Annotated in this window: 8 protein-coding genes and 1 pseudogene; 6 read left to right on the top strand and 3 right to left on the bottom strand. The window is 68.3% G+C overall.

Features of this window, described 5'->3' with window-relative positions:
• Positions 1-36: 36 nt before the first annotated feature.
• Entirely contained in the window at positions 37-2,838 is a 2,802-nt protein-coding gene (gene glnE, locus HAV18_RS14125) for a bifunctional [glutamate--ammonia ligase]-adenylyl-L-tyrosine phosphorylase/[glutamate--ammonia-ligase] adenylyltransferase (protein ID WP_166956846.1), read from the bottom strand.
• Positions 2,839-3,068: 230 nt separating this feature from the next.
• On the opposite strand from glnE, the gene HAV18_RS14120 reads away from it, so the two are divergent.
• The 6 genes and pseudogenes from HAV18_RS14120 to HAV18_RS14095 all read left to right on the top strand — a co-directional run bounded on the left by HAV18_RS14120 (position 3,069) and on the right by HAV18_RS14095 (position 11,967).
• Entirely contained in the window at positions 3,069-7,286 is a 4,218-nt protein-coding gene (locus HAV18_RS14120) for a YhdP family protein (protein ID WP_166956844.1), read from the top strand.
• A 51-nt stretch (positions 7,287-7,337) separates the two neighbouring features.
• Complete coding sequence (locus HAV18_RS14115; RefSeq protein ID WP_166956842.1) at positions 7,338-8,165, top strand: carbon-nitrogen hydrolase family protein; 828 nt, start codon at positions 7,338-7,340, stop codon at positions 8,163-8,165.
• An 85-nt stretch (positions 8,166-8,250) separates the two neighbouring features.
• Complete coding sequence (gene tldD / locus HAV18_RS14110) at positions 8,251-9,717, top strand: metalloprotease TldD (protein WP_166956840.1); 1,467 nt, start codon at positions 8,251-8,253, stop codon at positions 9,715-9,717.
• A gap of 397 nt (positions 9,718-10,114) precedes the next feature.
• A complete protein-coding gene (gene aroG, locus HAV18_RS14105) occupies positions 10,115-11,188 on the top strand; it encodes a 3-deoxy-7-phosphoheptulonate synthase AroG (protein ID WP_166956838.1) in 1,074 nt (357 codons plus the stop codon).
• A 123-nt stretch (positions 11,189-11,311) separates the two neighbouring features.
• Complete coding sequence (locus HAV18_RS14100; RefSeq protein WP_166956836.1) at positions 11,312-11,581, top strand: type II toxin-antitoxin system Phd/YefM family antitoxin; 270 nt, start codon at positions 11,312-11,314, stop codon at positions 11,579-11,581.
• Positions 11,578-11,967, top strand: a pseudogene (locus HAV18_RS14095) (type II toxin-antitoxin system VapC family toxin). Before HAV18_RS14100 ends, HAV18_RS14095 begins: the two are co-directional and overlap by 4 nt.
• Positions 11,968-12,042: 75 nt before the next feature.
• Here the strand turns inward: HAV18_RS14095 and hmpA are convergent.
• Both hmpA and HAV18_RS14085 read right to left on the bottom strand, forming a co-directional pair.
• Positions 12,043-13,251, bottom strand: coding sequence for an NO-inducible flavohemoprotein (gene hmpA / locus HAV18_RS14090; protein WP_166956834.1), 1,209 nt, complete (start codon positions 13,249-13,251; stop codon positions 12,043-12,045).
• A gap of 94 nt (positions 13,252-13,345) precedes the next feature.
• Positions 13,346-13,897 carry a cob(I)yrinic acid a,c-diamide adenosyltransferase gene (locus HAV18_RS14085; RefSeq protein ID WP_166956832.1) on the bottom strand — a complete coding sequence of 184 codons (552 nt, stop codon included), beginning with the start codon at positions 13,895-13,897 and terminating at the stop codon, positions 13,346-13,348.
• Positions 13,898-14,015: the final 118 nt, after the last annotated feature.

The following is a 14,015-nucleotide window of genomic DNA, read 5'->3' as shown; positions in this document are numbered from 1 at the left end:
AACGCCGGATCCGAACAGCGGATTCAAACGACAGATTCAAACGTCCGCTTCAACCGCCCCGAACACGCGCGTCCACAGCGCCGTCACGGCTGCCCGCTCGTCGGCCACCACGGCCGGATCGACCCGCGCCTTCTCCATCCCGTCGAGCCGCAGCTTGTGCTGCAGCTTCCGGTACTTCCGGTATGCCGCGCCGACGCGCTCGGCCTCGTCCTCGCCCATTAGCCCGAAGCGCGCGACCTCGCGCAGCAGCGCGATGTTGCCCGTGTTGCGGATCAGCTCGGCGTCGCTCGACGCGTGCAGCAGCACCCAGTACTGGACGATGAACTCGATGTCGACCATCCCGCCGCGATCGTGCTTCAGGTCGAACAGCTCGGTCTGGTTCGGATGGCCGGCAAACACCTTGCCACGCATGTCGACGATCTCCTTCGCGAGCACGCCGCCGTCGCGCGGCGTCGTCAGCACCTGCTGGCGGATCGCCTCGAAATCCTCGCCGATCTGCGCATCACCCGCGCTGTAGCGGGCACGCGTCAGCGCCTGGTGCTCCCACACCCACGCCGTGTTCGCGGCATCGCCCTCACGCAGCTGGTAGCGACGGAACGCATCGAGATCGGTGACGAGCAGCCCGGCCTCGCCGTTCGGCCGCAGTCGCAGATCGATGTCGAACAGCGCGCCGGCACCGGTCGCCGTGGTGAGCCACGTGATGAGCCGCCGCGTGAAGGTCGTGTAGACGTCCGCCGAGCGCTCGTCGGGGTCGTCGTACAGGAAGATCAGGTCGAGATCCGACGCGTAGCCGAGCTCCTTGCCGCCCAGCTTGCCGTATGCGATCACCGCGAACTTCGGCACGTCGCGATGGCGCTTCGCAAGCTGCGACCAGACGACCTCGATCGTCACGTCGAGCACCGCGTCGGCCAGCTCGGACAGCCGGTCGCTCACATGCTCGACCGACAGTTGCCCGGCGAGGTCGATCAGCAGGATCCGGAACACCTCCGCGTGCTGTGCATGGCGCAGCAGGTCCATCTGCTGCTCGGGGCCGTCGGCCGCCGCGAGGCGCGCGCGCAGCGCGTCCTTGAACGCGGGCCAGTCGAACGGGCTCGCGATCGCCTCGTCGTCGAGCAGTTCGTCGAGCAGCTGCGGGTGACGGATCAGGTAGCCGCCGCCCCAGCGCGTCGCGCCGAGCACCGACAGCACGCGGTCGAGCGCGGCCGGATATTCGGTCAGCAGCGCGAGATAGACGCCGCGCCGGCTGACCGTCTCGAGCAGGTCGAACAGGCGCACGATCGTGTCGTCGCGGCGCGCGGCATCGATCTTCGGCGCGGCGTCGAGCGCCCGCTGCGCGACGCTGTCGAAGCGCTGCCGGCTCTTTTCCGGCAGCCCCGTGTAGCGCGACGATTGCCAGATCGCGCGCAGCCGCGCGAGCACGGTGGCCGGATCGGCAAAGCCCAGGCCGTCGAGACGCGCGACCAGCGCGTCGTCCTCGCCGTCGTCGGCCAGCGCGCCGCTCCAGATCCACGCGGCTGCCGTGTCGTCGCCGGCCGCACACGGGGCACCGCTCACCTTGTCGGCGAAAATCTGGTGGAACTGCGCCTCGACGAAGGTCCGGTGGCCGTCCAGCACCGTCATCAGCACCGCATAGTCGGCAAAACCGAGCGACGCAGCCAGCGCCGCGCGTTCATCCGGTTCGACCGGCATCGCGTGCGTCTGCGCGTCGTTGCGGTACTGCAGCCGGTGCTCGAGCGTGCGCAGGAAGTTGTAAGCATCGGACAGGCGTGCACGCACGTCCTCGCCGATCAGCCCGCGCGCCTGCGCATGGCGCAGCACCGCGAGCGTCGGCCGCACGCGGAATTCCGCATCCTGGCCGCCGCGGATCAGCTGGAATACCTGCGCGCTGAACTCGATCTCGCGAATCCCGCCGCGCCCGAGCTTGATGTCGTCGGCCTTGTCGGGGCGCATCGACGCGCGGCGCGCGGCTTCCTGCCGGATCTGCTGGTGCAGCGAGCGGATCGCACCGATCACGCCGAAGTCGAGATAGCGGCGATACACGAACGGCTTGACGATCGACTCGAGCTGCGACTCCAGCCGTCGCGCCGCATCGCTGTCGCCTTCCGACACGAGCCGCCCCTTGATCCACGCATAGCGCTCCCACTCGCGCCCCTGCACGTAGAAATACTCCTCGAGCATCCCGAGGCTGCAGACGAGCGGCCCCGAATCGCCGTTCGGGCGCAGCCGCATGTCGACGCGAAACACGTAGCCGTCGGCCGTGACCTCGGACAGCACGCCGATCAGGCGCCGGCCGAGCCGCGTGAAGTATTCCTGCGTGGACAGCGGCGCGCGCGTGCCGCCGGTCGTCTCGCCGTCGTCCTCGTAGACGAAGATCAGGTCGATGTCCGACGACACGTTCAACTCGCGGCCGCCGAGCTTGCCCATCCCGACCACGCCGAGCACGACGCGCTGGCCGTCGGCACCGCGCGGCTCGCCGTACAGTGCCTCGAGCTCGGCCGACAGCAGCGCGAGCGAGCGCTGCACGGCCACTTCGGCAAGATCGGTCATCGCGCCTGTCACCTCGGCGACGTCGGCCAGCCCGCGCAGGTCGCGCTCCGCGACCGCGCCGAACGCCTCGGCCCGCAATTGCCGCAGCGCGCGCTTCAGTTGCTCCTCGGTCGGCGCGGCCGTGCCGGCCGGCGTCGCGAGCAGTTCAGTGAGGCGCGCGTCGAGCTGCGCGCGACCGAGCGGCGCGGCAGCCCACGCGGCCACCTGGTCGGCGAGCGCGGGTCGCGCGGCGGCCGCTCGGGCCAGGTAACGGGAATAGGACGTGCAGATCAGGGCGGAAGCGTCGGTCATCGAGAAGCGGGCCTGGCGGAAAGGCCGGCCGGCGCGGGCCGGCGCGTGCGCGCCCCGCTGCCGACCGGCCTCATGAACTCGGCGCGGCATCGCGGGACGCACGTGCGTCCGTCGCGAAACCGCGCGCCGGAAAGCCCGTGCCGCGCTGCCGCAACGGCCGCCGGCACGAACCCGTGTGATACATTTCAACGTCAGTCTGCAAAACTACCATATCGCCGCCCGTCCGCCGCATGTCCGACCGTCAGGAATCCGCCGTAGCTGCGCCCGAAGCGGGACCTCCGAAGCACGATCATCCGGTCCTGCGTCGCGTGTTCAGGGTGACGCTGGCAGTCGGGATCGGCACCTACTTTGTCGCGTCCGGCGCGTTCCTCGGGCTGCGCTACGTACTGCTGCCCCGCATCGACGAATTCCGCCCGCGCATCGAGCGCGCGGTGTCCGACAAGCTCCACGCGCAGCTTTCGATCGGCAAGCTTTCCCCGAACTGGTCCGGCATGCAGCCGGGCGTCGAACTCACGAACCTGACGATCCGCGGCCGCGACGGCAAGGTCGCGCTGTCGGTGCCGCATGCGACCGCCGCGCTGTCGTGGATGTCGCTGCTGCGGCTGTCGCCCGCGCTGTCGAGCCTGGTCGTCGACCAGCCCGACCTCGTCGTCGCGCGCGCGGCCGACGGCTCGCTGAGCATCGCGGGCGTCGGCGTGGCAACCACCCACGGCGGCAACGATACGTTCGGCACGTGGCTGCTGAAGCAGGAAGCGATCGTGCTGCGCGGCGGCACGCTGCGCTGGCGCGACGCGCAGCACGACGCGCAGCACGACGCACCGGAGCTCGTGCTGTCGGGCATCCGGCTCGCGGTGCTCAACGACGGCCGCGTGCACAAGGCCGCTCTGCAGGCGCCCGCGAACGGCACGCTGCTGCTCGGCCCGCTCGATTTCCGCGCGCGCTTCACGCACAAGCCGCTCGCACCGGTCGGCAAGCCGTCGAACTGGACGGGCGACGCATACCTGTCGACGGGCCCGGTCGACCTGCAGACGCTGGGGCGCTACCTCGACATGCCGCTCACGATCCACGCGGGACGGATCGACAACGCGATCTGGGCAACCTTCAGCGACGGCCACCTGCATTCGGCGGGCGGTGACCTGCAGGGCGCGGACGTCGCGCTGCGCGTGCGCCCGACGCAGCCGCGGCTCGACGTGCCGACGGTCGGCTTCGGCTGGGACATGCAGCTCGATGCCGGCCACGACTACACGCTGCACCTGACGCGCTTCAACGCGGAGCTCGGCCAGCCGCCGCTACCCGACGGCACACCGCTCGCCCGCTCGCTCGCGCTGTCGACGCTGACGGCCCGCTACCGTGTACCGACCGCCAGCCAGGGGCAGCTGTTGAGCATCGTCGGCGACCGCGTCGACCTCGGCATCCTCAGCGAGTTCATTCGCGGGCTGCCGCTGCCGGCGCGCCTGCGCAACGAGCTGATCAGGATCGACCCGCGCGGGATGGTGTCGAACTATCACATCGAGGTCGAACGCGCGAAGCCTGCGCGGGCCGAACTCGCCGACGAGGAGCGGCGCACGGGCGCCGCGCCGATCGTCCGCTACCGTTTCCTCGCCGATCTGCAGGGCATCAGCTTCGCCGCGCAGGAGCCGCCGCCCGGGCTCTCGCCGCGCGGCCACCCGCGGGCCGGATGGCCGGGTGTCGAGAACCTGTGGGGCCGCGTCGACGCGAGCGAGACGGGCGGCAGCGCGCATTTCGACACGGTCAACGCGGCCGTCACGGTGCCCGGCGAGTTCGACGAGCCGCGCCTGACGTTCGACCGGCTGCGCGGCAACGTCAAATGGGCGATCACGCCCGCGCCCGGCGACAAGCACGCGCGCGTCGACGTGACGCTGCCCGACCTGCTCGTCTCGAACCCCGATGCCGAAATCGCGGTGTCCGGCTCGTACACGAACCCCGGCCACGGCCGCGGCACGCTCGACCTGCGCGCCGATTTCGCCCGCGCGTCGGTGGCACGCATTCCGCGCTACCTGCCGACCGGGATGTCCGAACACCTGCGCGACTATCTCGGCCACGCGCTGCAGGACGGCCAGGTGACCAAGGGCGCATCGATCGTCGCCCACGGCCCGCTCGAGAAATTCCCGTTCGAACACGAGCCGGACGCCGGCGTGTTCCACATCGTCGCGCCGTTCACCGGCGGCCGCTTCGAACCGACGCCGTATCCGCCGCGCAAGCTCGCGAACGGCACGCCGAGCGTCTGGCCGGCGCTCGACGGAATCGACGGCGTGTTCGAGCTCACGCAGAACAAGCTGCGCTTCGACATCGATCGCGCACACTACAAGCGCGTCGCGCTGACGAAGGTCGCGGGCCGCATCGACGATCTCGGCAACCCGACCCACTCGCCGCTCATCATCGACGGCCATGCGCAGGGCCCGCTGGCCGACCTGATCGACTACGCGGACAACAGCTCGCTCGGCACGATGAGCGGGCATATCGGCCAGCGGATCGATGCGCAGGGGCCGGCGTCGCTCGCGCTCAAGATCACGATTCCGCAGCACGTCGCGCATCCGCACACGCACATCGAAGGCGCGCTCGCGTTCGGCGGCAACACGCTGACGACCAGCGGCGTGCCGCCGCTGTCCGCGCTGCGCGGCAGTGTCCGGTTCACCGAGGCCGGCGCGTCGCTGCACGATCTGTCGGGACGCTTCCTCGGCGGCCCGGTGCGCGCGAACGGCAACTTCCAGTCGCACGGCCCGTACACGGTGAACGTCGACGGCCGGCTCGCGCTCGACGCCGCGCGCGGCCTGAATCTGCACGGCCCGGCGGCCGCGCTGCTCGAGCACGTGGTCGGCGACGCCCCGTACAAGGTCGACGTGCGCGGCGCGCCGGGCCGCCTGCCCGATATCAGCGCGCATTCCGACCTGACCGGTGTCGCGCTGCACTTCCCCGCACCGTTCGCGAAGGCGGCCGGCACGCCGATGCCGTTCAGCTTCACGCTGCAGCCTGCGCCGCAGGCGGACGGCAAGCGCCTCGAGCACGCCGACCTGACGCTCGGCCCCGTATCCGCGACCTACCTGCTCGACGCCACGCGCGGCCAGCCGCTGCGCGCGGTGCGCGGCGCGATCGGCGTCCACCGGATGCCCGACATGCCGCAGGACGGCGTGAGCGCAGCCGTCGACGTCAACGAACTGGACGCCGATGCGTGGCTCGCGCTTGCCCATACGCTGAAACCCGACACGCCGCGCGCGCAGGAGCCGCAGGCCGCGCCGCGCGTCGATGTCGCGAGCTTCGCGCCGAAGCGCTTCGCGTTCCATTTCGGCACGCTGAAGCTGCTCAAGCGCAACTGGGAAAACGTGATCGTCGGCGCGTCGCACGTCGACGAGCTCTGGCAGGCGAACATCGCGTCGAACCAGGTGTCGGGCTACCTGTCGTGGGCGCCGGGTGGCGGCCACAATGGTGCGGGCGTGCTGAACGCGCGCCTCGCGAAGCTCGTGATTCCGGACAGCGCGCAGCACGACCTCGTCGGCCGCGCGATGAACCTGCCGACGCCGACCGACCGCCCGATGCCGTCGATCGACCTGATCGTCGACCAGGTCGTCGCACGCAACCACGACATCGGCCGCCTCGTCGTCAACGCGCGCAATATCGACGAAGCCGGCACGCCGGTCTGGCAGCTCGACAAGCTGGAGCTGTCGAACCCGGCCGCGAAGCTGACGGCGACCGGCAACTGGCGCACGTCGCGCCGTGCGCTCGCCCGCGGCACCGATGAAAACGATGCGCCGCGCCGCACCGTGTTCGACTTCAAGCTCGACATCGATAACGCGGGCGCACTGCTCGACCGTGTCGGCCTGCCGCGCACGCTCGCGGACGGCCACGGCACGGTCACCGGCAAGGTCGGCTGGCGCGGCGGCCCGACCGCGCTCGACTTCCCGTCGCTCGGCGGCCAGATCGCGCTCGACCTCGAACACGGCCAGATCCTGAAGGTCGATCCGGGCGCGGCGAAGCTCCTCGGCGTGCTGAGCCTGCAGAGCCTCGCGCGCTTCCTGACGCTGAATTTCCGCGACGTGATCGGCAAGGGGCTGCCGTTCGACAAGATCACGGGCACCGGCCAGATCTCGAACGGGATCGCCCGCACCGACGACTTCTCGATGATGACGGGGCCGGCGAACGTCACCGTGCGCGGCGCGGTCGATCTCGGCACCGAGACGCAGGACCTGCATGCGCACGTCGCGCCGAAAATCAGCGCCGGCGCAGCCGCGATCGGGGCGGCCATCATCAACCCGCTGCTCGGCGTCGGCGTGCTGGCCGCGAACTACGCGCTATCGGAGACGCTGTCGCGCGCGTTCGCGCTCGACTACACGATCACCGGCTCGTGGGCGCACCCGCACATCGAGCGGGTGCGGGGCGATCAGGGTAAGATGAATCACGGTCCGGCCGATGCGGCGAACCCGAATCATTGAGCCGCGCATGGCGCCGGGCCGCACCCCATTTATGATGCAACCGATCCCGCGATGACCGACCACACCCGTTCCGCCACACCCTTCCGGGTCGCCGCGCTGCAGATGGTGAGCACGCCGGACGTCACACGCAATCTCGCCGAAGCGCGCCGCCTGATCGCGGAAGCCGCCGGCGAAGGCGCACAGCTCGTGCTGCTGCCCGAGTATTTCTGCTTCATGGGCCATCGCGACACCGACAAGCTCGCGCTCGCCGAGCCGTATCAGGACGGCCCGATCCAGCGCTTCCTCGCGGACGCCGCGCGCCGCCACGGCATCTGGGTGATCGGCGGCACGCTGCCGCTGAAGGCGCCCGAGCCCGATCGCGTGCTGAACACGACGCTCGTGTTCGATCCGTCCGGCAACGAAGCCGCGCGCTACGACAAGATCCACCTGTTCAACTTCGAGAAAGGCGACGAGTCGTTCGACGAGGCGCGCACGATCCGCGCGGGCGAGTCGGTCGTCGCGTTCGACGCGCCGTTCGGGCGGGTCGGCCTGTCGGTCTGTTACGATCTCCGCTTTCCGGAGCTGTATCGCAGGATGGGCGACTGCGCGCTGATCGTCGTACCGTCAGCGTTTACGTATACGACGGGCCGCGCGCATTGGGAAATGCTGCTGCGCGCGCGGGCCGTCGAAAACCAGTGCTACGTGCTCGCGGCCGCGCAAGGCGGCAAGCACGAGAACGGCCGGCGCACCTGGGGCCACAGCATGCTGATCGACCCGTGGGGCGAGATCGTCGCGGTTCGCGACGTGGGCGCAAGCGTCGTGCTCGGCGCGATCGATCCGCAGCGCATCGCCGACGTTCGCCAGAGCCTGCCCGCGTGGCGGCACCGCGTGCTGACCTGAATTCGCCGCGCCGCTTGAAACGCCGCGCGGCCAACCCATCTGCCCAGAAGCACCCGACAACTTTTTGAGAAACCCCGATATCCGCATGAACATCATCGAACCCGGCATCCGCAACCTCGCGCTGGCGAAGGACATCCTGCTCACGCCGTACGGCCTCGACGAAAGCCTGCTCACGCGCACGATCGCCGACATCTTCACGCATCGCGTCGACTACGCGGACCTGTACTTCCAGGCGACCCGCAGCGAAGCGTGGAGCCTCGAGGAAGGCATCGTCAAATCGGGCAGCTTCAGCATCGACCAGGGCGTCGGCGTGCGTGCGGTCGCGGGCGACCGCACCGCGTTCGCGTACTCGGACGACCTGTCCCCGGAAGCGATCGCGCAGGCGGCCGCGGCCACCAAGGCGATCGCGGCGGCCGGCGGCGGCCGCCAGAAGATCAAGGCGGCTACGACGCTGAAGGGCATCTCGGGCCGCGACCTGTACCTGCCGTCCGATCCGCTCGCGTCGCTCGACGCGACGGCCAAGGTCAAGCTGCTCGAGCGCATCGAACAGATGGCGCGCGGCCGCGACCCGCGCGTCACGCAAGTGATGGCGGGCCTCGCCGGCGAATACGACGTCGTGCTGGTCGCGCGCAGCGACGGTGCGCTCGCGGCCGACATCCGCCCGCTCGTGCGCGTATCGGTCACGGTGATCGCCGAGCAGAACGGCCGCCGCGAGATCGGCTCCGGCGGCGGTGGCGGCCGCTTCGACTACGGCTACTTCACCGACGAAGTGCTGTCGCGCTACGTCGACGACGCCGTGCATGCGGCGCTCGTGAACCTCGACGCACGCCCCGCGCCGGCCGGCGCGATGACGGTCGTGCTCGGGCCGGGCTGGCCGGGCGTGCTGCTGCACGAGGCGATCGGCCACGGCCTCGAGGGCGATTTCAACCGCAAGGGCTCGTCGGCATTCGCGGGCCGGATCGGTGAGCGGGTCGCCGCGAAGGGCGTGACGGTGGTCGACGACGGCACGCTGCCGAACCGCCGCGGCTCGCTGAACATCGACGACGAAGGCAACCCGACGCAGTGCACGACGCTGATCGAGGACGGCATCCTGAAGGGCTACATCCAGGACACGCTGAACGCACGCCTGATGAAGATGCCGGTCACCGGCAACGCGCGGCGCGAGTCGTATGCGGCGCTGCCGATGCCGCGCATGACGAACACGTACATGCTGAACGGCGACAAGGATCCGCAGGAAATCATCGCGTCGGTGAAGAACGGCCTGTACGCGGTGAACTTCGGCGGCGGCCAGGTCGACATCACGAACGGCAAGTTCGTGTTCTCGGCATCCGAGGCGTACATGATCGAGAACGGCAAGATCACCTACCCGGTCAAGGGCGCAACGCTGATCGGCAGCGGTCCCGAATCGCTGAAATACGTGAGCATGATCGGCAACGACATGTCGCTCGACACGGGTGTGGGCGTGTGCGGCAAGGAAGGCCAGAGCGTGCCGGTCGGCGTCGGCCAGCCGACCCTTCGGATCGACAAGATGACGGTCGGCGGTACGGCATAACCGCATCGCAACGCAGACATTTCGCGCATTTTGAAGAAAACGCGCGGAATGTCCGCATTTTCGACGTTTCCCGGTTGCCAGCCGCCCGGCGACGGGGTATAAATTCCGAATCAACTTTTTTGACGAACCGAATCTCCGTCATGTCCGCCAAGTTTTATTTTTACTTTTTTTGGTATCTCAGACCGCTGGCGGATCGAGAGGGTTGATGGCGCGTAAAGCGCAACCGAAATTCCCGAAAAAACCGCCGGCGAACCCGGCGGTTTTTTTTCGCCCTTCGCCACCCGGTTGCCGCCGCAGCGGTCCCGCGGCCCCGACCGAAACCACTGAATCGCTTGAATTGATGAATCTGCCGCACGCCCACTGATCGAACGGCGCCCGGAACTCTAGGAGAAACAGCATGCCCCCGCACAACACCGACGACGTCCGCATTCGCGAACTCAAGGAACTGACGCCGCCCGCCCACCTGATCCGTGAATTCGCGTGCTCCGAAGCCGCGTCCGAGCTGATCTACAACTCGCGCGAGTCGATGCACCGCATCCTGCACGGGATGGACGACCGGCTGATCGTCGTCGTCGGGCCGTGCTCGATCCATGACACGAAGGCGGCGATCGAGTACGCGGGCCGGCTCGCGAAGGAGCGCGAGCGCTTCAAGGGCGAACTGGAAATCGTGATGCGCGTGTACTTCGAGAAGCCGCGCACGACGGTCGGCTGGAAGGGCCTCATCAACGATCCGCACCTCGACAACAGCTTCAAGATCAACGAAGGGCTGCGCACCGCGCGCGAGCTGCTGCTGCAGATCAACGAGATGGGGCTGCCGGCCGCGACCGAATACCTCGACATGATCAGCCCGCAATACATCGCCGACCTGATCTCGTGGGGCGCGATCGGCGCGCGCACGACGGAATCGCAGGTGCACCGCGAGCTCGCGTCGGGGCTGTCGTGCCCGGTCGGCTTCAAGAACGGCACCGACGGCAACGTGAAGATCGCGGTCGACGCGATCAAGGCCGCATCGCAGCCGCACCATTTCCTGTCGGTGACGAAGGGCGGCCATTCGGCGATCGTGTCGACGGCCGGCAACGAGGACTGCCACGTGATCCTGCGCGGCGGCAAGGCGCCGAACTACGACGCAGACAGCGTGAACGCCGCCTGCGCGGACATCGGCAAGGCCGGCCTCGCCGCACGCCTGATGATCGACGCGAGCCACGCGAACAGCTCGAAGAAGCACGAGAACCAGATCCCCGTCTGCGCCGACATCGGCCGCCAGATCGCGGCCGGCGACGCGCGCATCGTCGGCGTGATGATCGAGTCGCATCTCGTCGAGGGGCGCCAGGACCTGAAGGAAGGCTGCGAACTGACCTACGGCCAGAGCATCACCGACGCGTGCATCGCGTGGGACGACAGCGTGAAGGTGCTCGAAGGCCTCGCGGAATCGGTGAAGGCGCGCCGCGTCACGCGCGGCAGCGGCAACTGACGAACGCGAACCGGCTGGCCACATGGCCCCGCCCGGCGACGGGTTGGCCATGCGGCCAGCCTGCGGTCGTCGCGCCGCTCTGCTGGACTAGCTAACGTTACCTAGCTAACCAAGGGAACGCCCATGCCGACCGTCAACATGCATGATGCCAAGTCGCGGCTCTCAAGCCTCGTCGAAGCGCTTGAATTGGGGCGCGAATCCGAAGTCGTCATCGCCCGTAACGGTCATCCGGTCGCCCGGATCGTTCCTTATGCCGCGCCGAAGCGGATCGGTGCAGCCCGTCAGTTGCTTGCCGGGTTGAACATCCCGACGACCGTCGAGGCATTCAATGCCGGCGATGAATCGATCGCCGCCGACTTCGATGCCAGCTCGAAACGGGGACTCGCCCCGTGAAGCTGCTGCTCGACACGCACATCGCGCTATGAGCGGCCGAAGGCGCGCCTCAACTTTCTGCGACTGCGGCCGCGTTGATCGAACATCCCGAAAACACGCTGTACGTCAGCGCCGCGTCCATCTGGGAAATTACGATCAAATACCGCAAAGGCAATCTGCCGGTCCATCCGCGCGATGCACGTTCGGCATTCCGACTCGCAGGCTTTGCGGAGTTGCCGATCAGCAGCGATCACGTCGAAGGCGTCGCCGCACTGCCGGATTTTCCGGATCATGCCGATCCGTTCGACCGCGTGATGGTCGCTCAGGCACTCCATGAAGGCATGCCGCTCATCAGCGCCGATGCAAAAATATGGCGCTACCACGCCACGCTGATGCTGCGCGCATGACGCTCTGTGCGAAACAAAACCAAAGCCCGGCTCGCGCCGGGCTCTTTCATGAATCGCACGTCTTGCGTGCGGGCATCACTCGAGCGCGCCCGAACCGAAGATCTCGGTGTTGATGCGTTCCGGCGCGACGCCGAGCGCGACCAGCGCATCGCGCTGTGCCTTCATGAACGCGATCGGACCGCAAACGTAGTAGTCGGCGTCCGGCACCAGCGCGTAGTGCTGCACGCGTTCCGACGTGAGGCGCCCTTCCATGTCGTGGTCGATGCCGACGCGATCGTTCGGGCCGACCAGCTCGTACAGCACCGTCCGCTTGACGTTCGCATGCGTGCGCACCGTGTCGTTCAGCCAGTCGCGGAACGCATGCACCGCGCCCGAACGGCATGCATGGACGAACCGCACTTCACGCGGGCTGCCTTCCTCGACCAGCGTCGACGCCATCGACACCATCGGCGTCAGGCCAACGCCGCCGGAGATCAGCACGACCGGCGTCCCGACGCCACGCTTCAGCGAGAATTCGCCCATCGGCGCAGTCACCTCGACGATCGCGCCCTCTTCCACGCCGTCGTGCATCAGCGTCGACACCTTGCCGGCCGGAATGGCTTCCGGCTTGCCGGCTTCGCGCTTCACCGAGATGCGCAGCCACTTGCCGTGCGGCGCATCGGACAGGCTGTACTGGCGCGGCTGGTCAACACCGAGATCGCCGACGAAACGCTTCACCGTGACGTACTGGCCCGGCTCGAAGGTCGGCGCAGCACCGCCGTCGGCGGGCGTCAGGTAAAACGACGTGATCTCGTCGCTCTCGCGCACCTTGCGCGCGACCTTGAACGGACGGAACCCGCTCCAGGCGGCGCCCGCGTACAGGTCGGCCTCGGCGCCGATCAGGATCTGCGCGAGCTGGCCGTACGCCACGCGCCATGCCTCGAGCGTGTCGGCGTCGACCGCGTCGCCGAGCACTTCGACGATCGACGCGAGCAGGTTCTCGCCGACGATCGGGTAATGCTCGGGGCGGATGTTCAGACTCGCGTGCTTGTGCGCGATGTGCGACACCGCCCCGCCCAGCGCACCGAGATTGTCGATGTTCGCCGCATACGCATAAACGGCCTTCGCGAGCGTTTCCGGCTGGCTGCCGGTCTTCTGGTGCGTCTGGTTGAACAGGTTCTTCAGTTCCGGATGGCGCGCGAACATGCGCTGGTAGAAGTGCTTCGTGATCGTCGCGCCGTGCACGGCGAGGACAGGGGCAGTGGCCTTCACGCGAGCCATCTGGTCAGCGGTGATGTGGGTCATGTTCGTTCTCCGTTAAACATGCACATACGATACATCTTTAAAAAATCGATGGCCCTCGGGCAAATTGTCGCAGTGCGATAAAGGGGGCGAAGCGTCAGCGGATACGGCCGCGTTCCCAAAGCACGTCCGATCCGCCGTCGGTGCGGTTCAGCACGCGCGCCAGCACGAACAGCAGGTCCGACAGCCGGTTCACGTAGCGTCGCGGCGCATCATTGAGCGTTTCGGTGCGCCCGAGCGCGACGATCGAACGCTCGGCACGGCGGCACACGGTTCGACACACGTGCGCGAGCGACGCCGCGCGCGAGCCGGCCGGCAGGATGAATTCCTTCAGCGGCGGCAGCGTCGCGTTGTAGTCGGCGAGCCAGCGGTCGAGACGCGCGAGATGCGTGTCGTCGAGCACGGTATGGCCGGGAATGCACAATTCGCCGCCGAGATCGAACAGGTCATGCTGGATCGTCACGAGCGCCGTGCGGATATCGTCCGGCAGCGTTTCGGCGAGCAGCACGCCAAGGTTCGAGTTCAGTTCGTCGACGTCGCCGATCGCGGCAATCCGCGTATCGTCCTTGCCGATGCGCCGGCCGTCGCCGAGGCCAGTGGTGCCGTCGTCGCCGGTGCGCGTGGCGATCTTGCTCAAGCGGTTGCCCATGCGGATGTCCTCTCGTGCGCGGCCGCGACGCGGCCCGGTTGCGTTCGAACGCGATTATCGCAGCCCGCGGCGGCGGGCGCAGCGGGCGTTACAGCGTAGAATGGGCCGAAACCCTGCA

Origin of the sequence: Burkholderia sp. D-99 (genome assembly GCF_011605345.1) — a bacterium.
Lineage (GTDB): Bacteria > Pseudomonadota > Gammaproteobacteria > Burkholderiales > Burkholderiaceae > Burkholderia.
The sequence above is the reverse complement of the archived record's forward strand: the minus strand, read 5'-3'. Positions and strand labels throughout refer to the sequence as shown.